Annotated in this window: 19 protein-coding genes and 1 other annotated feature; of the genes, 13 read left to right on the top strand and 6 right to left on the bottom strand. The window is 40.3% G+C overall.

The window, feature by feature from the left end:
* Positions 1-68: 68 nt before the first annotated feature.
* The 4 genes from BUF11_RS06320 to BUF11_RS06305 all read left to right on the top strand — a co-directional run bounded on the left by BUF11_RS06320 (position 69) and on the right by BUF11_RS06305 (position 3,418).
* The gene (locus BUF11_RS06320) at positions 69-1,475 is read left to right on the top strand and encodes a GNAT family N-acetyltransferase (RefSeq protein ID WP_073588015.1); all 1,407 of its coding nucleotides are present in this window, start codon (positions 69-71) and stop codon (positions 1,473-1,475) included.
* An 82-nt stretch (positions 1,476-1,557) separates the two neighbouring features.
* Positions 1,558-1,890, top strand: coding sequence for a helix-turn-helix transcriptional regulator (locus BUF11_RS06315; protein ID WP_073588014.1), 333 nt, complete (start codon positions 1,558-1,560; stop codon positions 1,888-1,890).
* A 47-nt stretch (positions 1,891-1,937) separates the two neighbouring features.
* Positions 1,938-2,813: a methionyl aminopeptidase gene (locus tag BUF11_RS06310; RefSeq protein ID WP_073588013.1), complete on the top strand. Its 876-nt coding sequence runs from the start codon at positions 1,938-1,940 to the stop codon at positions 2,811-2,813.
* 38 nt (positions 2,814-2,851) lie between these two features.
* Positions 2,852-3,418 carry an NUDIX hydrolase gene (locus BUF11_RS06305; RefSeq protein WP_073588012.1) on the top strand — a complete coding sequence of 189 codons (567 nt, stop codon included), beginning with the start codon at positions 2,852-2,854 and terminating at the stop codon, positions 3,416-3,418.
* Positions 3,419-3,468: 50 nt separating this feature from the next.
* Here the strand turns inward: BUF11_RS06305 and BUF11_RS06300 are convergent, their stop codons facing one another.
* Positions 3,469-4,707, bottom strand: a complete 1,239-nt coding sequence (locus BUF11_RS06300) for an NAD(P)-dependent oxidoreductase (protein WP_073588011.1) — start codon at positions 4,705-4,707, stop codon at positions 3,469-3,471.
* Between the two features lie 616 nt (positions 4,708-5,323).
* Here BUF11_RS06300 and BUF11_RS06295 point away from each other — a divergent pair.
* Together BUF11_RS06295 and BUF11_RS06290 are read left to right on the top strand one after the other, a co-directional pair.
* A complete protein-coding gene (locus tag BUF11_RS06295) occupies positions 5,324-6,568 on the top strand; it encodes a hypothetical protein (RefSeq protein ID WP_073588010.1) in 1,245 nt (414 codons plus the stop codon).
* A 6-nt stretch (positions 6,569-6,574) separates the two neighbouring features.
* A complete protein-coding gene (locus BUF11_RS06290) occupies positions 6,575-9,832 on the top strand; it encodes a DUF5704 domain-containing protein (protein WP_073588009.1) in 3,258 nt (1,085 codons plus the stop codon).
* A gap of 167 nt (positions 9,833-9,999) precedes the next feature.
* Here BUF11_RS06290 and BUF11_RS06285 read toward each other — a convergent pair whose 3' ends face one another.
* From BUF11_RS06285 to BUF11_RS06270, 4 genes are all read right to left on the bottom strand, one after another.
* On the bottom strand, positions 10,000-10,248 hold the full coding sequence (locus BUF11_RS06285) for a zinc ribbon domain-containing protein (protein ID WP_073588369.1): 249 nt from the start codon (positions 10,246-10,248) through the stop codon (positions 10,000-10,002).
* A gap of 287 nt (positions 10,249-10,535) precedes the next feature.
* Positions 10,536-10,850, bottom strand: a complete 315-nt coding sequence (locus BUF11_RS06280) for a carboxymuconolactone decarboxylase family protein (RefSeq protein ID WP_073588008.1) — start codon at positions 10,848-10,850, stop codon at positions 10,536-10,538.
* A 2-nt stretch (positions 10,851-10,852) separates the two neighbouring features.
* Complete coding sequence (locus BUF11_RS06275) at positions 10,853-11,059, bottom strand: hypothetical protein (RefSeq protein ID WP_073588007.1); 207 nt, start codon at positions 11,057-11,059, stop codon at positions 10,853-10,855.
* A 52-nt stretch (positions 11,060-11,111) separates the two neighbouring features.
* Positions 11,112-11,696, bottom strand: coding sequence for a TetR/AcrR family transcriptional regulator (locus tag BUF11_RS06270; RefSeq protein WP_073588006.1), 585 nt, complete (start codon positions 11,694-11,696; stop codon positions 11,112-11,114).
* A 173-nt stretch (positions 11,697-11,869) separates the two neighbouring features.
* On the opposite strand from BUF11_RS06270, the gene BUF11_RS06265 reads away from it, so the two are divergent.
* Positions 11,870-12,718 (top strand): AAA family ATPase, encoded by an 849-nt coding sequence (locus BUF11_RS06265; protein WP_084558510.1) that lies wholly within the window; start codon positions 11,870-11,872, stop codon positions 12,716-12,718.
* A 162-nt stretch (positions 12,719-12,880) separates the two neighbouring features.
* Here BUF11_RS06265 and BUF11_RS06260 read toward each other — a convergent pair whose 3' ends face one another.
* Entirely contained in the window at positions 12,881-14,650 is a 1,770-nt protein-coding gene (locus BUF11_RS06260) for an alanine--tRNA ligase (protein ID WP_073588004.1), read from the bottom strand.
* A gap of 110 nt (positions 14,651-14,760) precedes the next feature.
* Positions 14,761-15,006 (bottom strand) — a binding site (T-box leader).
* A gap of 164 nt (positions 15,007-15,170) precedes the next feature.
* Between BUF11_RS06260 and BUF11_RS06255 the strand changes: the two genes are divergently transcribed.
* The 6 genes from BUF11_RS06255 to BUF11_RS06225 all read left to right on the top strand — a co-directional run bounded on the left by BUF11_RS06255 (position 15,171) and on the right by BUF11_RS06225 (position 21,834).
* Complete coding sequence (locus tag BUF11_RS06255) at positions 15,171-15,782, top strand: DUF3137 domain-containing protein (RefSeq protein ID WP_073588003.1); 612 nt, start codon at positions 15,171-15,173, stop codon at positions 15,780-15,782.
* 142 nt (positions 15,783-15,924) lie between these two features.
* Complete coding sequence (locus tag BUF11_RS06250) at positions 15,925-17,115, top strand: amidohydrolase (protein ID WP_073588002.1); 1,191 nt, start codon at positions 15,925-15,927, stop codon at positions 17,113-17,115.
* A gap of 485 nt (positions 17,116-17,600) precedes the next feature.
* Positions 17,601-18,788 (top strand): PucR family transcriptional regulator, encoded by a 1,188-nt coding sequence (locus BUF11_RS06240; protein ID WP_073588000.1) that lies wholly within the window; start codon positions 17,601-17,603, stop codon positions 18,786-18,788.
* A 104-nt stretch (positions 18,789-18,892) separates the two neighbouring features.
* Entirely contained in the window at positions 18,893-19,567 is a 675-nt protein-coding gene (locus BUF11_RS06235; RefSeq protein ID WP_073587999.1) for a cysteine hydrolase family protein, read from the top strand.
* 138 nt (positions 19,568-19,705) lie between these two features.
* Positions 19,706-20,536, top strand: a complete 831-nt coding sequence (locus BUF11_RS06230) for a zinc dependent phospholipase C family protein (protein ID WP_073587998.1) — start codon at positions 19,706-19,708, stop codon at positions 20,534-20,536.
* Entirely contained in the window at positions 20,533-21,834 is a 1,302-nt protein-coding gene (locus BUF11_RS06225; protein ID WP_073587997.1) for an MFS transporter, read from the top strand. Before BUF11_RS06230 ends, BUF11_RS06225 begins: the two co-directional genes overlap by 4 nt.
* Positions 21,835-21,840: the final 6 nt, after the last annotated feature.

The raw sequence follows: 21,840 nt of genomic DNA, 5'->3' as shown, positions 1-21,840 counted from the left end.
AAAATAGAATGTGCTTTTTTAAGCTGCCTAAGTCATTGGTTTATGCAAGAAAAATACATGGGGGTTTTATGAGAATAGAACAGGCTGTATCAGGGGATTTGGATGAGATCGTTAGTGTGCTGGATGAGGTAACATTAAAGCTCTTGGATGAAGGAATACACCAGTGGAAATATCCATGGTATAAGGAAGACGTAAAGAAGGAACTGGATTATCAATATGTGGTAAAAAAGCAGAATAAGATTATTGCATTATTTTCCATCAGGCCGCTTGGAAAGAATAATTTTATGGCAGAAGCAGGAGAGAAAGACTTTTACCTCTACCGTGTTGCCGTTATGCCTGAATTTCAGAACCAGCAGATAGAAAAAGAAATATTGGGTTTTGTTAAAAAGTTATGCAGGCATGATAAGATTAATATTTACTTTGATTGTGATTACGAAAATGAGAAACAGAGGCAGTTTTACAAAACAGAGGGTTTTTATGAGCTTGGAAACTTTTCGGAGAAGGATTATTATGTAAGCGTATACCGCTTTTTGAGGGAGGACACCTCTGCAAAAAACCGGTTTAAAAATATAACCAGGAAGAGAAAAAGAGAACTTCGTATAGTAAGAAAAGTTGTATTAGCTGCGTTGTTAGTGGTTTTGCTTATTAATTTCAAGACAATAATAAAGTTATTTGACAATAGAATACATATGACACCCGCTGTCATGGTAGGTGAATTTGCCTATTGGAGAAATGAAGAAGCAGATACAGCCATCCTGCCAGAGGATGTAATTGATACGGGTGAAATAAAGAAGATTGTAGACATCGACCAGTGGCCGGATCAGCCTATGGAAGCGGTAGGAATACCCCCAAAAATGGCCGGAGCAAGCGTATACCAATCGGGTGATTTGGAGAAAGTCTATATTTACTACCCCAAGCAGAAGCAATATCTTGCCTTTCAAAAAGAGTCAACAATTGCAAATAACAACTACAAGAATGGTTTTTATAAGAAGCTTTTAAAAAACTGCGCTTCTGAAGATGTGATACCTTTGGATAAGATTCCGGAGGATTACACCTTTGAACAGGCAAAAAAGGATAAACTGGCAATTTTATATAACATTAATTTAGAAATGAAAACAGAAGGCAAGGAATATTTTGCAGCTTTTCTGAAAAGTGCGGAAACAAAAGGTAAGGCTTATGTAAGGATAACTCAAATGATAGGTTCTGATGTTAAGTCTTATACCTATATTGATTTGTTCTATTACAAAAAGAATTACTATTATTTTGTTTCTGGTAATCCAGATATGTATAACGCAAGGTTTTCCTATCTGAAAGCTTTTGAGCTTCCGGGTGTTGACAGGACTTCCGGCACAATCTATCTGCTTTGCCAGAGTGACACAAAAACGATATCGCATTATACAAAGAATACGGTGGATAGAACAAATAATTATGCCCTGGCATTTTTCATACCGGGCACAGAAAAATATCCCCAATAATTACCGGAAGCAATTAAAATCAGCAACTTATATCAAGAAAAATCCTCTGTAGTTTAGTATAATAGAGGAAAGGAGTGAGCATATGTCATCAAAAGTAATAGAAAATATGGTAAGTTGGATTGATGAAAATATAACAAATGATCCCACTCTGGAGAAAATGGCTGATTATATCGGCTATTCCCATTATTATTGCTCTGCCCAGTTTCATGAAGCAGTAGGAATAACTTTTAAGCAATATGTATCCGAAAGAAAGCTGGTTCATGCCTTATTAGAGGTCAGGGAGTCAAAAGAAAAGCTTCTTACAATAGCTTTGAAATACGGCTATTCCTCCCAGGCTGCATTTACAAGGGCTTTTGCCGGGAACTTTGGCTGCACGCCGAATCAGTATCGGAAGGATACGAAACTGCCTGCTTAAGGCAAAAATAAAATTTAAAAGCTTAGATTTTTAGAAAAGAGGCTGATATGGAGAAAAAAATCGGTAAAAACGACCCATGCTGGTGCGGCAGCGGAAAGAAATATAAATTCTGCCACTGCAGCTTTGACGAGAAAATAGAAGAGTTCAGAAGAAAAGGTCATAAGGTTCCACCCAGAAAGATTATCAAAACCCCTGAACAGATAGCAGGAATCAAGGAAAGCTGTAAGATAAACATAGCAGTTTTAGATTATGTCGGAGAGCGTATAAAGGAAGGAATCTCAACAGAAGAGATCAACAGGATTGTTCATGAAAAGACTCTTCAATTGGGCGGAATTCCGGCACCGCTTAATTATAACGGTTTTCCCAAGAGCGTATGCACTTCTGTCAACAGCCAGGTATGCCATGGAATTCCTTCCGAGGAGGTCATTCTAAAAGACGGAGATATTATAAATGTTGATGTTTCCACAATTTATAACGGCTATTTTTCCGATTCCTCCAGAATGTATTTAGTTGGTGAGGTAAGTGAGGAAAAGAAGAAATTGGTCCAGGTTACCAAGGAATCTTTGGAAATAGGCTTGCAGCAGGTAAAGCCCTGGGGCTTTTTAGGGGATATGGGGCAGGCAATTCATGATTATGCCAGGAAGAACGGTTACAGTGTAGTCAGGGAAATCGGCGGACACGGTGTGGGTCTTGAATTCCATGAAGAACCCTGGGTAAGCTATGTAAGCAAAAAGGGCAGGGAAATGGTTATGGCACCCGGAATGATATTTACCATCGAGCCTATGGTAAATATGGGAACAAATGAAATATTTATTGATGATGAAGATGATTGGACGGTATATACGGCTGACGGGGAACCTTCCGCACAATGGGAAATCATGGTGCTGGTAACAGAAGAAGGATATGAGGTCCTCTGCTATTAGAGAACCTCTTCTTACAATCAGAGACTCATGGAGGGTACATGAAGCAGATTTTACTGGATATTATAAAGGGATATAAGCCCGGTAATGAGCAGGAAGAAGCAGAGAAAGAGATAATGCTTGAATTTATCAAATCCAACGATAACTGTTTGCTTCGGGAAAATAAAATAGCACATTTTACTGCTTCCTCCTGGATAGTAAACGAGGGCAGAACGAAAGTGCTGATGGTATACCATAATATTTATCAGAGCTGGGCCTGGACAGGAGGCCATGCTGACGGCGAAGAGGATTTAGAAAACGTGGCAGTCAGGGAAGCCAAAGAGGAAACAGGGGTAAGTAATATACGGCCCTTAAGCCATGAACCCTTGTCCCTTGAGATACTTTGCGTCAACAGCCACTATAAAAAAGGGATTTTCGTTCCCTCCCATCTGCATTTTAATGTAACCTATCCGTTACAGGCGGATGAGAAGGAGGAAGTAAAAATAAAGGCTGATGAAAACAGCGGTGTAAGGTGGATTGATTTGCAGCAGGCTCCCCTTATAACAACAGAAGAATGCATGAAAGAAGTATATAAAAAGTTAAATAACAGAGTAAGTATTATAAGATAACTTTATGATAAAATATAATCCCGGAACGGAGTAATTCCTTCCGGGATTTTTTAAGCTTGCTCCAAATATTCTTCCATTGCTTTTGCAACTACCTTTGACACACGTACAGCTTCTACTACGGTTTTGGCACCGGTAACAACATCCCCAGAAGCAAATACTCCCTCTCTGGTAGTTCTGCCAAATTCATCTGTAACAAGAAGACCGCGGTTATTAATATCAATACCTTTAGAGTTATTAACGATATTTCTTCTGGGTTTCTGGCCAACGGCTAGAATGACAGAATCACATTCAAAGAGTCCCTCTGCCCCTTCTTTCATAGCAACTATTTCCTTCCCGTTTTCATCTGTTCCGGTAACATAGGTCTGCTGGTAGCGTACCCCTTCTTCTGTGATTTCCATAGGTGAATGGTAATAATGAAACTTCACTCCGTCAAGTCTTGCATATTCTACTTCAAGGGGTTCAGCATCAATGCTTGCAGCTCCCTTGCGGTACATAATGGTAACATCTCTGGAACCATTTCTTAGGGCAGTTCTGGCAACATCCATAGCAACATTGCCGGCACCGATAATGCATACTCTTTTGCCCAAAGCGTAAACTTCAGGGCTCTTCAGATAATCTATGGCATAATGTACATGCCCCAGGGTCTCGCCCTTGATCTTTAAGGTATTTGGATTCCACACGCCTGTTCCGATAAATATAGCCTTGTAATCGTCACGGAATAGGTCATCTATCGTAATATTCGGCCCAATTAGAGTATTGGGGCGTATTTTGATACCCATTTCAATCAGTTTATCTTTAAATTTATCAAGTACAGCTTTGGGAAGGCGAAATTCAGGAATACCGTAGCGGAGAACACCGCCGATTTTATCATGGGCTTCAAAGATTGTAATATTATAACCTCTTGCAGCCAGCAGGATAGCAATGGTAATCCCTGCCGGACCCGAACCTACAATAGCGACCCTTTTACCGGATTTTTTCTGGGTGCAGGTATCAACATAATTAAGGTAATAATCCGAGATATAGTTTTCCACCATTCCCACCTTGATTGGATCCCCTTTTTTCCCTAAGACGCAATGTCCCTCACATTGTTTTTCATGGGGGCACACAAGGGAGCATATAGCAGACAGCGGATTATTATTAAAAAGCATTTCACCGGCTTCCACGATACTGCCTTCAAGCAGGAGACTTACGACCTCATTGAAGGGGGTATTCACGGGACAACCTGATTTGCACAGCGGCTTTTTGCATTGTAAACACCGTTTAGCTTCGGATATCACAATATCGGACATATAAAGTCCTCCTTTCTTAATTAGTATAAAATAAAACACTGATATTATAAAGGAAATTCTGCGCTTTGAATGTAATCCAGTCACAAAAGGCAGAATATCTTAATAATATTTTGTACATTTACAGAATTAGTCAGATATACCTTCTTGATTTCATAAGAAAAATATGGTATATTTTTACTTGGAATAGGGAGTAAAAATTTAGAATTTTATTGGGGCGAGGTAGTAAAGTTTCTTTGGAAAGGGAGTTAAATTATATGAGTCTGTTTCTTGTTTTTTGCTATTTAGGCATAGGAATGATACTGTTCCATTTGGCTGTTTACATTGGAAGGAATGTCTTTCAATTCCATAATATTATCTCTTACCTGTCAAAGAAAAGAAAGAAGAAGGTAACGTAAGATAAAGGTCTATCACTGTTCACAATTAATCTTATAGGAAATAAGTCTGTAAATAACTCTTAGTAGTATCTTCAATAAAAATCCTAAGCATAATCGCTGGTAAGAATTCTGCCACAAAATCAAGTTTTCCATAAAAAATAATAACATAGTGCTTGTCCAAATACTGTTGTTTGGACATCTAAACAATACAGTAAAAGGCAAAAAGAAAGGGAATATAGCAAATGAAAAAGAGCATTTTGCTCAAAGGAATCAGTCTCGTATTGGTAGTAGTTATGGCATTAAATGTGGTCATACCTGCAAATCCGGTAGAGGCAGCAAGCAGTAATATTAAAATTTGTGACTTTATTAAACTATTGGTAACGGCTATGGAGGTGGAGGTGGATACTGCACAAACAGATGCTTATTTAAAGGCTGCAATGGCTGCCGGTATTGTAAAAGATGAAGATTTCGAAGATTATAATGAATATACATCAAGAACAGATGCTGCTGTGCTTTTGAATAGGGCAGATGAATACCTGCATGGTGATACGGTGGATGCGAAGCTTTTACAGACAGTGTTAGAGAAACGAATTTCTGATATTAATAAGATACCGAAAGAAAAAAGGGAAGCAGTTGCTAAAACTTATGCAAAAGGCTTTATTGTAGGGAAAAGTAATGGGATGTACATACAAAGCCGTTCCTTTAAAGGAAATGATTATTTAGCAGCAGCTGATGCCAAAAAGATTGTTGCATTGCTTAAAAACACGAAGGGAAGGGCAAAGATGAGTCCGGACGGTCAGTTAATCCGTACTACCAATCTCCCTAAGAATGCAAAGGACTATCCCTACATTCTGGAAGCCTTTCCGAATTCTTTTTATGAGATGAAGTTTATGTATCAGCGAGCTACATATTCTTATAAACCAGTAGAAGGAGAAGATTATGCTAGACCGACAAAAGTTAATGAGACTATGTCAGTGCTAGAAACCGATAAAAAAGGTAGGTGTGTTTATATAGACGACTGGATGAAAAAGGTAGAAGATAACTTGAAATATCGCTTAAATGTGAACTATTGTACCATAGATAATACTTGGTTAAATAATTTACGTAGCACTTATTTTATATATAAAACCGAAGGTTCTAATAAAAAAACGACAGATGATATCAAAGAATATATGTCCTATGCAAAAAAGAATCAAGTAGTTATTAAATGCCCTATAATATCCGTGGAACCTTCTACATTATACTTTGATGATGCTTATCGAGTAAGAGTGTATGTCAAGTTTAAAATATCCTTTTCCGGAGAAAGAAAGCCCTTGGATAAGTTATTCTTTGTACGGCAGTTTGTAAGTCTAAAAGAAATTACCAAAGATAAGTGGTTTGAAGGAGTTTATGATATAGAGCTTGCCACTGCCAATGGTAATAGTAATGGAAGTGATTATGCCGTATTTGATGATTCACTGAATGATTATTTTTATAAGGGGAAATAGAGAAAAATGAAAATCAAAAGAAGAGTGAAAAGTTTTCTTGGGATTGTACTCTTCTTGACTTTATTAATAATGTCGGGGAGAACAGCCCATGCAGAAAAGCCGGAAGTGAATTTTAATAAAACAACGGGAGAGTTTACTTTTACCACAATAGACACTAAAGCTAGAAGCAATATCCGGTGGAATACCATAGGTTTCACTGTATGCAGAGAAGAAACAAAAGGATATCCCAGGAAGGATTCAGACGGCAACCCTAATACACAAGACTGGGCATACTTTGATTTAAAGAAAGGTCAAAAAAAACAGTATGACCTTGGGGATGGAGAACACGTACAAGTAACCTTTAAATTTGACAAAGATCAAGTAAATGCAGCTTTTAAAAACACTAAGTTAGATGAAATCAAAGACAATGACGTAATTTACTTTAATGGTGTTTTTGATATTTTTTATGGTGAGACAGAAGATACAGAACATATATATTACAATCTATCCGGAAAACCTTATGGGATTGCCACAGCAGCTCCCTGGTATGATACGAAAGACTTTGACGATCATTTTGACCTTGAAGCTGACTTTACCTATGGAGCCAATAACAAGGAGCCGATTACTATTGAACGAAGAGTCTACAGTAATGGCACCAGCACCGTATATGACAGTAAGAGTTATCCGAAACAAACTAAGAATACTACTTTTACAACCGATTATCATAGCGTAGGTAAGAAAATAGAAAAGGATGGAAAAGAATATTATCTCTATCGCCTATATTATATTAATCTTCGTGATTCGAAGAAAATAGTCGGAAACCGCAAGACAAGCGTAAATCCCTATCTTTCATCTAAAGAGTATGATGCAGCGCTTAGTTACTTAAGGGACAGGGAATATACTGTAAAGGATAAAGGTCTTAAAATCATTGCCATGTACCGGAGATTTACGGAAAAGGAAATTAACTCCGAAGACAGCATAGACAGGGAATTTGAAATCATAGACCCTACGGCTGTTATCAAGGCAGACGGAAGAGGAAAGGAAGCCTATGATGTTCTGGAAGGAATACCAAGTACAGAAAGTGTTTATGCCAATGCCATAACGAGTAAGTACCTATCCGGTTATGTGTTCAAAAAGAAAGAGGGTACCAAGTTATATCCGGTAACTGTGAAAAAGACGTATACTCTTACCTGGACAGAAAAAGGGGAAAAAGGAGAACCGGACAAACCTCATAGTGATACCAGAACTGTACCAAAGACTTATTATATAGAGCGGAAATACTCCTACTGGTATATTGACTTCCTGGGTGTATATGGATTGGATAAGGCAACGATAGAAAATGATGTCTTGCAGGGTGGCAGCATTACCCTTCCCCCTTCCGGATACACAGCTCCTACCGTAAGTTACACCAATTCTACCGCAGAGGCTGACCACATTATTGAGCCGAAAGTAAGAACTCCACAGCCGTCATCGCAAACCATTTCCGGAGGGAATACAGAGCCGTCCGTACCGGATGAAGATTTAAAATCCTATGCGGAAGGGGCAGTAGATAAAATAATTTGTAAAAATGATAAGCTTGTCTTTAATGGAAAAACTCTTATGTCGGATATCAAAAAGGAAGAAGCAGCAGATACACCAATCGCAATTCCGGAGGGAACCGAAGAAGTTGGCGCAAATGTCTTATACAAAGACAGCCTGGTGATTCCTGGAACAAAAGCAAACGGAGAGTATGAGAGTGCCGGCACCGTTACCTACAAGCCTATCGTTAATATCTGCAATAGTGAACCATTAGAAGTTGACACTGAATATGAAATTGATGATGTAAACCCGATAGTAGTCCACACCCCCGTTGTTTGTGACGGTATGGTGCAGGATAACCGCAGCGATAATCAGATGATAGCCCCTGATGTCGGGAGAGCGTCTTTGGTACTTGACAGACCCTTTTATATAACCCTTCCCACTACCGGCAACCACCGCTATATTCAAGGCTATGGATATAGGGATTATGGAAAATACATCGCAGGCAGAGAAGTAAAGTTTGCCTTTGATGCCTACAAAGGCGGTTCCGCTGCCGGAAGCTTTATTCCGAAAAACACCTGGATAAGTGTAGGAGAAAGTACCCTTTTTTATCTTCCCACCTGGGTGCCAGAAGGAAGATATGAGATAAGATACAGAAGCACTGCCATTAATGCGGCTGCCAATGACGGTTACGGCAAAACAGAAGACCTTGCTAATACCAACCTTTCGAATTATGTTGCAGAAGACAATTCAATCGTACAAATATCTGGAAGAATCTATGGTCTGAACATCTATGATGTAACAGACTATCCAATGTGGGAAAAGGTATTTCGTCTTCCCAATTCACTCAAACTAACAGGCTTTCGCTATACCGTTGGAACCAAGAATCAGAACGGAGAAAGTAACGGACAGAATCCAAAGTATACCATCACTATGGTAAACGGCAGCCATCCGGAATACAAAAACCAGGGAATCCTAAAGACCGGCTATATGACAAGATTTTCCCTGACCACTGTAGGAAGCATGGCAGGCAGTGACGACTATGTCCGTATCAAGCCAAAGTTCTACTTTGTGGACAAGAATGGAAAGAACCGAAGGGAGGTGGATATTTATTACACCGAGAGCTTTAACGGGAAGGAACATATCCTGGTAAAGATGGGCGGGAACCTTGATGTGGAAAATGATAAGTCCCTAAAGGCCGGTGACCCCTATCTTGGAATACCGGAAAATGAACTAAAAAGAACTGCTTATTATGAAGGGGTATCTTTGACAAAGTGGAAATCCCAGACAAAGAAAATCTATAACTTTATGAATATTATGCTGCCTTCTACCCTTCGCACCTTTATGGGCTTTGTTGATCCCATCCCCCAGACAGTTGCAGAAAAGCAGGTGGCTTCCAGTGTACAGAACTGGTATGGAGAGTACTATCTGCCGGCAGAGGTTCATGTCGTACCGAAGGGATACGATATCATAGATTATGGACTGCATCACGGAGGACTTGATTATCATGAAGACTTCTGGCTAAAGGAAGGCTATATTATTGTGAACTTTGATATCACCACTGTAAAGGATGGAGAATTAAACCTAAGCTATATCAATGCCGCCAACAGTGCAAACGGCTATTGCAATATGTGGAAGAGGGAAGGCTATCAATACCAAAAGACCAGCTATCATGGGATTAACTTTGAATTTCAGGATGGGGATTATGTAATCTATTATGCCAATCACAACGTCTGGGAGGACTATATTTCTTCCGGGACCCACTAGGCATAACCCAAACGTCAGTTATAAAAGCTGCAATTTGATTAAAAAAGTTTTCCTTAACCAATATAAAAAATCAATTGTGGATTTTAATATCAATATAAAATTTACATGGGATAGCAGTCGTTGGATAAGTAAACAGCTATCCCATATATAAAAAACGTAAAGCTGCCTTACAGGCTTTCTGCATGCTCCCAGGCCGGCATCTTTTTCAGCGTACGGATTGCCAGTTCGTGAGCAGCATTTTCATCAATTCCCTGAGTACGGATAAGAAATTCGGTGGTACCCTTTAGTTTCTCTTTGTAGGATTGCAGGGTCCCGTCCGGTCTGGCACAATAAATGCAGTAGTCTTTGCTCTCATCCTCCAATGGATAATCGCCTTTTTTCATCATAGGCATTCCACAAGAAATACAAATTTTCATAAAAATAACCATGTCCTTTCCTGTACCTGCAAACTCTGGGCCGCAGGTACAAAGTTGTGTGTGAATTATGCTTTTCAATAATTCCCACTAGTTTCCATGCCTTCTTCAGTACACCTCAAGTTTGTGCCGAGGATTTCGCAGGTACAAAGTTGTGTGTGAATTATGCTTTTCAATAATTCCCACTAGTTTCCATGCCTTCTTCAGTACACCTCAAGTTTGTGCCGAGGATTTCGCAGGCATAAAGTTGTGTGTGAATTATGCTTCTCAATAATTCCACTATCCTCCTTTTATGATAGGCTGTCGAAGCAGTTGATAGCCGGCACAAGACAACTGCTAACGCCCTGTGTCCCTGATATGGCAAGTGTCATAATGATGGTGTCCCGGATTTCATCTCTGGTTGCGCCTGCCTGCTTTGCCATGGGGACATGGGCTGTTACGGCAGAAATATCACCTTGTGATGACTTGATTCCTATGAATATAAGTTGTCTCATTTTGTTATCCAAAGAACCTTTTTCAGAGATGGCAGATAAGAGGCTGCCAAAGGCATCCGATACTTCTGGGGCTTCCCTTTTCAATACCATAAATGGATTTGCTGCATTCATAATTATTTGCTCCTTTCAAATGGGTCTATTCCAAGTTTAATAAGTTCTTCCATACCAAACTGCGTTATAAAATATTCTCTTGGATGTTCCTTATCCTGCTCGAACCAGCCAAGTTCAAGCAGACGGCCAAAAATGCGGCCTCCAAGAATGCCTCCTAAGTGGTCATAACAGCTTTTGGCCTTAAGAGGCATGCTTTGTTTAGATGCCATAGTATATTTCCTCCTTTTCTACAGGAATTTGCAGTTGCCTGGTATGTGGCTGCTAGTCTTTCTTTTCCATCAATGAAAGAAAAGTATCTGTTAAGGTGGCTTTGTAACGGCGGATGACATTTCCTTCTGGTGCAAATAAATCGCCGTTAGCCAGATAATAATGCACCAATCCCATCCACATATTAAAAAGACTGCCTGCCGGAATAGAAGTTAGTCCCTCTCTTTCAAGAGCCTTGCTAAAATGAAAGGATATGGCGGACTGTACCGAAATGAAAGCATCTCTTGCTTCTGTCGGAAGCATCCGGCTTTCGATAACCAGCCTTGTATAAAAGGGCTCGTATTCCATAATTCCATCTAAATGAGCCGATAAGAGCTCTCTTAAAGAATGGCAGGAATCAGAGTATTCATGGGTGCGCAGGGCTATCTGGTTACAGTAATACTGTACCACCTCTGCAATAAAAGCCTCCTGTGTACTAAAATGCAGAAAGACCGTTCCGTGGGATACGTTAGCTGCGGCGGCAATATCGGACATTCGGGTGCCTTGTATCCCCTTCTTAGAGAAAATATCATAAGCTGTTTCTATAAGTGCCGCTTTAGTTTGCTCTTTTTTTAGTTGCCTGGATGTCTTTTGATTCATAAATGACTCCTTAATCACTGACTATAAAGTCATTATAATGACTATTTTAATATTTGTCAATAGAAAAATATCAGACTTAAGGGTAGCCTTAAAAGGGTATCATTTCTATGTCATCTGTGCTAAAATAGCGTAAGTATCAGATGAGATTACAATGGAAAGAGGTGGATTTGTATATGCTATATCTTACAGGGTTTCATTTACCGGGCCAATATGAGATGGATCTTTACCGCTTTACCTCTGCCTATCCCTTTGGCGTGTTTTATTTTAAAGAATTAAATCATATTTCCTTTGACCGGATTACCATATTTTATGGAGGTAACGGGAGTGGAAAATCAAGCCTTTTAAATCTTATTTCTGAAAAACTGGAGCTGCCAAGGCGGACTGCCGTAGACCGTTCCAAGGAATTTATAGATTTTCTTGGCATGTGCAGTTATAGTCTGAATGGGGAAGATGGTGTAAGAAAGATTCCGGAAGGAAGCAAGATTATTACCAGTGAGGATATCATTGACGGTATCTTAAATCAAAGGAAAGGCAATAAGGAAACCGGGAGAAAACAGGAAGAGTCCTTTGAAGAGTACAAAAACTTTAAATTCAGTGATTTTCAATTCACCTCTATGAAGGATTATGACAGGCTGAAAAAAATAAATCAAACCAGATCGATAACGGCAACAAAGTATATCCAAAAGAACGCAGGGGAAAAGACCAGGGAGTTTTCCAATGGAGAAAATGCTCTGCGCTACTTCGATAAAGAACTGATTTCGGGAAAGCTTTATCTGCTAGATGAGCCGGAGAACAGCCTGTCCCCCAAATACCAGTATGAGCTGACCAAGTTGATATTTGACATGGGCAGATTTTTTGATGTCCAGTTTATAATAGCGACCCATTCGCCTTTTCTTCTTTCGTTAGAAGGAGCCAGGATTTACAACCTGGATGAAGAGCCTGTTGAGACCAGAAGGTGGGAAGAATTAGAGAGCATCCGGTTTTATCATGAATTTTTTAAAAAAAGAGAGCACTTGTTTTAAATAGAAACTAGCAGGCAGCCATTTTAGCCAGATTATCCGCTTGGGTAACAGCATTAATTATATTTAGACTGATATGAAAACGGAAGAAGCCCCATAGTTTTTGCACTAATCATCTTTAGTACAATGTGTGCAGGAAAGCTATAGGGCTTTTCCTGTCATAGTTTAGTCAAGAATTGCCTTGATTCTTCTAACTCCGGAAGAGGAGGCCTCCTCCTTTATGATTGTAAAATGCCCCAATTCTCCGGTGGCGGCAGCGTGTGGACCACCGCAGATTTCCTTGGAATAGCCAGGGATCGTATAGACCTTTACCTTTTCCCCATACTTACTGTCAAATATACCGATAGCACCTTCCTTTCTGGCCTTTTCCGGTGTCGTTTCCTCGCATAATACATCAAGATTACTGGCAATTGCGTGGTTTACTAGTTCTGCAACTTTTTGTAATTCTTCTGGGGTCATTTTCCGTTCAAAGGAAAAGTCAAAGCGCAGCCGTTCGCTTGTAATATTGCTGCCCCGTTGGTAAACACTGTCCCCAAGGATTCTTCTTAAGGCGCCGTTAAGAAGGTGTGTGGCGGTGTGAAGTCTGGCAGTCTGCCGGCTGCTATCTGCAAGACCTCCCTTAAACTTACCCTCTGCACCTTTTCTGGATTTGTCCTGATGTTCCTTCAGTTTTTCATAAAAGCCCTGTATATCAATCTGAATGCCCTTTTCCTTTGCCAGTTCCATGGTAAATTCAATGGGAAATCCAAAGGTATCATACAGTTTAAAGGCAAGCCTGCCATTTAAGGTTTCCTCTTTTTTCAGGCCGGATAAATACTGTTCGGCTTTTTTTAGTCCGCTGTCTAAAGTCTTTTGAAAGAGCTCATATTCTTTGTTAAGCTGCTCTAAGATGAACCTGCTGTTTTCCTTAAGTTCGGGATAGGATTCCCGGTATTGCACAAGGATTACCTGGGACAGCTCACAAAGAATATTTTCTTTTATACCAAGCTTTTGCAGCAGTCTTATAGTTCTCCTGATAAGTCTTCGCAGAATATAGCCCTGCTCCGTATTAGAGGGTGTAATTTTTTTGGAGTCTCCAAGAATAAAGGTCATAGCTCTGGTGTGTTCACAGATAATGCGGAAAATGCCCTTTGTGTCTTTGGAGTAGGGAATCTGTGAAAGGAATTTTAGCCTATCCATAACAGGGATAAAAAGCTCGGTTTCATACACATTATCTTTTCCGTCTAAGATGGTAAGAATCCTTTCAAGCCCCATTCCGGTATCAATGTTCTTTCTTGGCAATGGATGGTAGGAGCCGTCGCGCTCTTTATTATACTGCATAAAGACATTGTTCCATATTTCCACATATTTACCGCAGGAGCAGGCAGGGCCGCAGTCACTGCTGCAGGGTTCTTTTCCCATGTCATAAAAGATTTCTGTGTCCGGGCCGCAGGGACCGGTTTGACCGGCTGGTCCCCACCAATTTTCTTCTTTGCCGTAATAGAATATCTGATTCTTTCCTAATCCCTTTTTGATCCAGATACTTGCAGCCTCTTCATCTGCCGGAAGCTCTTCATCTCCGGCAAAGACAGTTACCGCAATCTTTGAAGCCGGTATCTGCAGCTTAGAGGTCAAAAATTCAAAGCTAAAGGAGATAGCTTCCTCCTTAAAGTAATCCCCCAGGGACCAATTCCCCAGCATTTCAAAAAAGGTAAGATGGGTATCATCCCCCACTTCATCAATGTCACATGTTCTTACACATTTTTGAATATTTACTAACTTGCTGCCAAGAGGATGCTTTTCACCTAACAGGTAGGGAACCAAAGGATGCATACCGGCGGTGGTAAACAAAACAGTAGGATCATTATCCGGCAGCAGGGAGGCTGACGCGATTTCCTTATGTCCCCTTTCTTTAAAAAATTCTGCATACATTCTTCTTAATTCCTGCGCTGTCATATTGTTCTCCTTTCAGAATGGTAGATAGGAAAGAGTACAGTTCCTATCATGTTAAAGTAAAGTTTTTAAATAATTTTTATAATAAAAAAGCCCCAAGCTGGAAGGTTCCAGCTTAGGGCGAACTCTTGAGTCCGTGTTACCACCTAAATTCAAATAAAATTTGCACTCCAGTCAGTACGGGGTAAAATACCCGATACCGATTTCCTTTTAACGGCGGAAACTCCGTTGGAGCCTACTTAAAATCTGTTCGGTCCACAGCTCCAAGACTGCTTCGGTATTACCCTTGTAAAGATTTGCACCGCCATCTTCTCTCTGAGACAGGTATAATACGTACTATTCCTCTTCATAGCCTTTTTGTGATGAAATTACAGGTAGGATATCACAGATGTAGAGTAATTGTCAACAGCTATAGTCAAAGATATCTGGAAATGAAAAGAAAAGCCTGTTATAATAGCAATAATTAAGATTATAGATATAAAGCATTTGAAGATGCATGGGGGAACAAAGGGAGGTAAGGAAAGTGGGCGTTTTAAGGGAAGTTTTCGGACCAAGTAAGAAAGAAGTTTGGAGTGAATTGAGTAATTCCATTGGAGCAGATTACATTGAGAAAGGTTTTTTCGGCAAAAATAAGGTGGTGGTTCATGTAAGGGAGTGGACCATTACACTGGATACCTATACGGTTTCCACCGGAAAGTCCTCCGTTACCTATACCCGTATGCGGGCACCCTATGTGAATAAAGACGGCCTGCAATTTAAGATATATAAAGCTGGGCTCTTTAGTGAATTAGGAAGGCTTTTTGGGATGCAGGACATCGAAATCGGCTTTAGTGAGTTCGATTCGGATTATGTGATAAAGGGAAATAACGAAGAAAAAATTCAATTGCTGTTTTCCAAGACGAGTATCCAGAGCCTGATTGGGCTGCAGCCAAGATTTTGTCTTCAGGTAAAGGATGACGAGGGATGGTTTGGGGAAAGTTTTCCGGAAGGTGTGGATGAATTATATTTTTGTGTTGCCGGGGTTATCAAGGACATTGACCTGCTGAAAGCATTGTTTGACTTGTTTGCAGAGATTCTGGATTATATGTGTGAGATCGGTTCTGCCTACGATAATAATCCCAATGTGAACCTGTAAGTTATCCTTTTTCTTTGCTGTTCCATGTATAGAATTTTCATAATAAGAAAAACTGTATGGTGTTTAAGATGCCTGTAACAGGAGATTGGATATTTTCTGTGATGAGACTGGATTATGAGGCATTACATGGAAAGGATAATTTATGCTGTTTATTAAAAACGGAAAAGTATTTACCATGGCCGGAAAGACCTATGAGCGCGGCTGTGTGCTGATAAAGGACGGGAAGATTGCTTTTGTGGGAGAGAAACCTGATTTTACTCCGTGTGAGGAGGATACCGTAATTGATGCCAAAGGTTTGTGGGTAATGCCCGGGATTATTGAAGCCCATTGCCATATTGGCATCACGGAAGAAAAAGAAGGAGAAGAGGATGATGACTGCAACGAAGCCACTGACCCCATCACCCCTTATATCAGAGCACTGGATGCGGTAAACCCACTGGATGCGGCTTTTCACAATGCGATTCAGGCTGGTATCACTTCCGTTATGGTGGGACCCGGAAGTACAAATGTTGTGGGAGGACAGTTTCTCTTTATGAAAACCCATGGAAGGGTAATTGATGATATGGTGATAAAGGAGCCTGCTGCCATGAAGGTTGCCTTTGGAGAAAATCCCAAGAGGTCTTATAAAGATTTAAACAAACCTCCCGCTTCCAGAATGACAATAGCTGCCATGCTTCGGGAAGAGTTATTTTATGCAAAGCAGTATCAGAAGAAGAAAGAGAAGGCAAAGGCGGGGGAAGACTTTGAAGAGGATTTCAGACTGGAAGCCTGGCTTGCGGTATTAAAAGGAGAGATACCCTTAAAAGCCCATGTCCACAGAGCCGATGATATACTGACGGCCATCCGTATTGCCAGGGAATATCAGCTGAAACTGACCTTGGATCATTGTTCGGAAGGTCATATCATTGCAGAGGAGATAGCAAAAAGCGGCTATCCGGCTATTATCGGGCCGGGAATGTCCTGCCGGAATAAGCTGGAGATTAAAAATGTGGATTTTAAAACCCCGGGAGTATTGGCAAAGAATGGTGTTAAGGTTGCTATAACGACGGATCATCCGGTTACTCTTATTCAGTACCTTCCCATCTGTGCAGGACTTGCAGCCAAAAATGGACTTGGGATAGAAGAAGGGTTAAAGGCTATTACTATTAATGCGGCGGAGATTTGTCAGACAGAGGAGCGGGTAGGAAGCCTTGAGGCCGGAAAGGATGCGGATATTGCTATTTTTACCGGGAATCCTATGGAGGTATTTACCCATACCATGTATACTATTATTGACGGTAATATAGTATACCGGTGGAGTGACGAAGAAGACACCATGACAGAGCAGCAGTGAAATTATGCAGGTATACAAATTTACATCATAAAGAGAAATTAAAAAGAGGTTCCCATAAGGGAACCCTTTTTTTGTGTGATGACGAAATTTTATGTTATCAATTCATATTATCAAGATTAATGGATTTTTGCGGAATCACTTTTTTTGCGGAAAAACCTGTGTATATCTTTCTTTTCCACCAGATGCTGATAAAAATTCTCACAATTATCATACTTCTCGGAGGCTATTAAACTGGTAAAAGCTTTAGTGTTATATTTTGTTAAATCTATGTATAAATTTGTGCTGTCGATATACATATTCGAATCCTCCTTTATAATTGCTGACATTATCGGCTATTCCCTTACTATGATTATATTATATAGTCTAATTGACATTTTGTATATAATCTGTTAGTCTGAATCTATCATGGAAATATGGTATTTATAATACAAAACAAATGTTCTGATTAAAACGGCTATAGAGTGATTTTAGGAGGAGATTTTGATATGGCAGTACGTTTTTGGGAGATGTACGAAGGAACAAAAGAGCAGTTTCAGCTTCGTATAGTGGCCGGCAAGGCTGGGATGGATACGGTTGTAAGCTGGGTGCATATGTTGGAGGATGAGACCATTGTATCCAGGTTCCACGGAGAAGAACTTGCTATTACAACAGGAATGAAAGCAGGGAATCCTGACTGGCTGTTAAAAGTTATCCAGGGGATGGCAAAGGATGACTGTGCGGGGCTTATTGTAAACACCGGAATGTATTTGGAGGAAATACCGGAAGAGGTAGTTACCTGGTGCGATGAGCATAACTTTCCCATTCTTGAAATGCCTTGGGAATTCTCTATTACCGAATTGATCCAGGATTATTGTACGAGAATAATTGACCAGAAGCAATTTGAAAAGAAGATCAGCAACGCCTTTCGGGAAGCAATACAGGGAAAATGGAAAGAGGCAGATGTCAGGCAGGTACTGGGAGAGCGCTATGATATGGAAGGAACTTTTCAGGCTTTTTGTATCTATGTAAAAAAGACTACGGAGGAAGAGTTCAATTATAATCAGGCAGTAATAAAGCTTGAGAATCTATTTGGTTTATGGAAAGGAAATAATAAGATTAATGCTTCGTATGGACTTATCCGTATAGAGGATTTTCTGGTACTTATACTTAACAACAGTAAGGAAAAGGTTTATGCAGAGCTGCCGGGACTGATACTGCAAAGCTTTTCTTATTTCACAAAGGAACAACGGCTTTATATGGGAATCGGGCCGGTAGCATCCCATATAGAGAATCTGTCTGCAAGCTATAAAAAGGCCAGAACAGCCATGAAAATGTCTATCGGAACGGGAAAGCAGACTATCCGTTTTGATGAGATGGGATTTTTTAAAATCCTGTTTTCCGTCGAAGATATGGATATTCTAAACAGCTATGCCGGAGAAGTGCTGGGTTCTCTGGAGGAATACGATAAAGCGCATAATTCCGGCTATATGGATACTCTTAGAAGCTATATTAAAAATGACAGGAGCCTTATAGGAGTGGCAGAGGATACCTTTACCCACAGAAATACGGTGAATTACCGTATCCAGAACATTAAGAAGATAACCGGCTGCGAGCTTAAAAATGCAGAAGAACTCTTTCCCTATCAAGTAGCCTTTTATATCAGGGATATGGCCAAGAAAACACAACAGGTTTAAAAGGATATTGCGGAGGACATTGATCCGGTATTATAATAAGATAAGAAAATTATGGCAGAATCTTTTTAATGTACCGGAGAAAGTAAGATTGGAAGGAGAAAGATATGATTAAGACTGGTAAGGATAGCTTCATAGAAGAAAGCAAAAAGACGCTGGAGGAAATCTATGAGATGCTGCATTCTTTAAAGGGTATTTCCCTGCTTAAGCTGCAGAAAGAAAAAACGGCACTTGTGATGGTAGATCTTATTAATGGTTTTACAAGGGAAGGAGCCCTGAAAAGCTCCAGGGTGGAAGAGATACTTCCCTCTGTGGCAAAGCTTCAAAAGGCATGCCTGCTAAATGACTTTCCCATTCTGGCCTTTGCGGACAGCCACAGCATGGTTTCCCCCGAATTTGAATCCTATCCGCCCCACTGCCTTGCGGGAACCAGCGAAGAGGAAATAGCAGAAGAATTACAACAGGTAGGCGGATACCAGTTAATACGCAAAAATTCTACCAACGGTTTTCTGGAGGAAGAGTTCAGACATTGGCTGAAAGAGCATGATAAGATTGTGAACTTTCTTATCGTAGGGGACTGTACGGATATCTGCATCCAGCAATTTGCCGTAACTTTAAAGACCTGGTTTAATAAAGAAAACAGGAAGTCAAGAATTATCGTTCCGATGGATTTGGTGGAAACCTACGATTTGGGTATACATAATGGGAATCTGGTGCATGTAATGGCGCTGTATAACATGATAATAAACGGTGTTGAAGTAATACAGTCTGTTGAAGTATAACAGCCTTTTACTTTAGGTAAACTTTACCTGTCTTTTTCATAAGGGTGATGGCAGATTTAACATATCTTGTATAGAGTTAGTTTTAAATACAAACCATATAACAAGGTGTAAATGTAAATTTCAGGAGGTATGATAACTATGCCGTCAACCTATGCGCATTACAGACTGGGTCAGGAAGTGGTCCGGTCATTACCGGATGAGATGCAAGAGATAATAAAAAATAATAAGGAACTTTATGATATTGGACTTCATGGACCGGATATCCTGTTCTATTACAAACCTCTTTTCGCAAACAGGGTGAATCAGACAGGATTTGGCATGCACGACGAACCGGCCAGTAAATTCTTTGAATCAGCAGGAAGAGTTATTATGAATAAGCGCGGAGAAGAAGCCTATCTGGCCTATATCTGCGGTTTTATCTGCCATTTTGTTCTGGATAGTGAGTGTCATGGCTATATCGATGAGAAAATTGAAAGCAGCGGCGTGAGCCATACGGAAATTGAAGTGGAATTTGACAGGGATTTGTTAGTAAGAGACGGTCATGACCCTATATCCTGTTCTCTTACGGACCACATCGTCCCATCCGAGAAAAATGCCCGGATTATTGCGGATTTCTTTTCAGGGATTACCAAGGAAGAGGTAAAGGCTTCTCTTGAATCAATGAAAAAATTCAATAAGCTTTTGATAGCGCCCCACAGGGGAAAGAGGCTGCTTATCAATGGGCTTCTTGCAATGACAGGGAATTATAAGGAAATGCATGGGTTGCTGGTAAATTATAAGGCAAATCCTAAATGTGAGGACAGTACGGAAAAATTGAGAAGACTTTATGTGACCTCTGTAAGGGAATCTATCAGGTTAATTACTGCATATGAAGATTCCATCTGGCAGGAAGTAAAGTTAGATGCCAGATACCGTCTTACCTTTGGATCAAAGGATACGGACAGTGTAAAGGAGGAAGTCTTCGTATGAAGTTTAAGCTCACGAAATTAGAAAAACACTGGGTGCTATATGATGTGGGAAATTCAGCCTTTACTTTGTTAGTATCCACGATTATACCAATCTATTTTGATTACCTTGCCGGACAGCAAAAACTGTCCTCTGTCAGTTATCTGGCATACTGGGGGTATGCTGTTTCCATTGCAACTTTACTGGTAGCTTTTATGGGGCCTGCACTTGGAACCATATCAGACGGAAAGGGAATGAAAAAGCCCATATTTCTCTTTTCTATCATCCTGGGAGCGGTATGCTGCATTGGTCTTGGAGTTACGAGTGCCTGGCTTTTGTTTCTGATTATCTTTGTCCTTGCCAAGGTAGCCTATTCTGCCAGTCTCATTTTTTACGACTCCATGCTTACTGATGTAACGACCAAAGAGCGGATGGATATGGTATCGGCACAGGGTTTTGCCTGGGGATATATCGGAAGCTGTATCCCTTTTATAGCCTGCCTTGGACTGGTGATGGGAGGCGGTAAGTTAGGACTTTCCATGAAGCAGTCCATGATGATCGCTTTTCTTGTAGTAGCATTATGGTGGGTAGGTTCCTCCCTCCCATTTTTAAAGAGTTACAGACAGATAAATTATGTCCCAAGAGGAAAACATGCTGTTATCGACAGCTTTGCAAGCCTTTTTCGAACGGTTAAGAATATCCGTAAGGAAAAGCATATCTTCTGGTTCCTCCTTGCATTTTTCTTTTATATTGACGGTGTTTATACGATTATCGATATGGCAACTGCCTATGGAAAAGCACTTGGATTTAACAGCACAGGGCTGCTGCTTGCACTGTTATTAACACAATTCGTAGCCTTTCCCTGCTGTGTTATTTTTGGAAGGCTTGCCAGAAGAATATCCCCGGATAGATTGATTGCAGCTTGCATTTTAGCTTATCTTGGCATAACGGTATTTGCGGTATTTATGAACAGCCAGATTCACTTTTGGATTCTTGCTGTGCTTGTGGGAATGTTCCAGGGCGGTATCCAGTCTTTATCCAGATCCTATTATGCGAAAATCATCCCAAGTGAGAAATCCGGTGAATACTTTGGTATTATGGACATCTGCGGAAAAGGCGCCTCTTTTATGGGGACTGCTCTGGTAAGTGTGATATCACAGTTAACCGGAAGTATCAATAAAGGGGTCGGAGCAATAGCATTTCTATTTATCATTGGTATTATCTTATTTTTAAAGGCCGTTTCTGTAAGAACTGTGAAGCATCGAGGGGACTTAAGTGAAGTTTCGGAAGAAGAGGTATATCTGGCAGAAGCAAAGGCATAAAAACAG

The sequence above is a fragment of the Anaerocolumna xylanovorans DSM 12503 genome (genome assembly GCF_900143645.1).
In the GTDB taxonomy this organism is placed as follows: Bacteria; Bacillota; Clostridia; order Lachnospirales; family Lachnospiraceae; genus Anaerocolumna; species Anaerocolumna xylanovorans.
Note: the sequence above shows the minus strand (reverse complement) of the source record. Positions and strands in the feature narration are given on the sequence as shown.

Coding starts and splice junctions, on each gene's coding strand:
- BUF11_RS06320 (WP_073588015.1), top strand. CDS start 69: ATGAGAATAGAACAGGCTGTATCAGGGGATTTGGATGAGATCGTTAGT.
- BUF11_RS06315 (WP_073588014.1), top strand. CDS start 1,558: ATGTCATCAAAAGTAATAGAAAATATGGTAAGTTGGATTGATGAAAAT.
- BUF11_RS06310 (WP_073588013.1), top strand. CDS start 1,938: ATGGAGAAAAAAATCGGTAAAAACGACCCATGCTGGTGCGGCAGCGGA.
- BUF11_RS06305 (WP_073588012.1), top strand. CDS start 2,852: ATGAAGCAGATTTTACTGGATATTATAAAGGGATATAAGCCCGGTAAT.
- BUF11_RS06300 (WP_073588011.1), bottom strand. CDS start 4,707: ATGTCCGATATTGTGATATCCGAAGCTAAACGGTGTTTACAATGCAAA.
- BUF11_RS06295 (WP_073588010.1), top strand. CDS start 5,324: ATGAAAAAGAGCATTTTGCTCAAAGGAATCAGTCTCGTATTGGTAGTA.
- BUF11_RS06290 (WP_073588009.1), top strand. CDS start 6,575: ATGAAAATCAAAAGAAGAGTGAAAAGTTTTCTTGGGATTGTACTCTTC.
- BUF11_RS06285 (WP_073588369.1), bottom strand. CDS start 10,248: ATGAAAATTTGTATTTCTTGTGGAATGCCTATGATGAAAAAAGGCGAT.
- BUF11_RS06280 (WP_073588008.1), bottom strand. CDS start 10,850: ATGAATGCAGCAAATCCATTTATGGTATTGAAAAGGGAAGCCCCAGAA.
- BUF11_RS06275 (WP_073588007.1), bottom strand. CDS start 11,059: ATGGCATCTAAACAAAGCATGCCTCTTAAGGCCAAAAGCTGTTATGAC.
- BUF11_RS06270 (WP_073588006.1), bottom strand. CDS start 11,696: ATGAATCAAAAGACATCCAGGCAACTAAAAAAAGAGCAAACTAAAGCG.
- BUF11_RS06265 (WP_084558510.1), top strand. CDS start 11,870: ATGCTATATCTTACAGGGTTTCATTTACCGGGCCAATATGAGATGGAT.
- BUF11_RS06260 (WP_073588004.1), bottom strand. CDS start 14,650: ATGACAGCGCAGGAATTAAGAAGAATGTATGCAGAATTTTTTAAAGAA.
- BUF11_RS06250 (WP_073588002.1), top strand. CDS start 15,925: ATGCTGTTTATTAAAAACGGAAAAGTATTTACCATGGCCGGAAAGACC.
- BUF11_RS06240 (WP_073588000.1), top strand. CDS start 17,601: ATGGCAGTACGTTTTTGGGAGATGTACGAAGGAACAAAAGAGCAGTTT.
- BUF11_RS06235 (WP_073587999.1), top strand. CDS start 18,893: ATGATTAAGACTGGTAAGGATAGCTTCATAGAAGAAAGCAAAAAGACG.
- BUF11_RS06230 (WP_073587998.1), top strand. CDS start 19,706: ATGCCGTCAACCTATGCGCATTACAGACTGGGTCAGGAAGTGGTCCGG.
- BUF11_RS06225 (WP_073587997.1), top strand. CDS start 20,533: ATGAAGTTTAAGCTCACGAAATTAGAAAAACACTGGGTGCTATATGAT.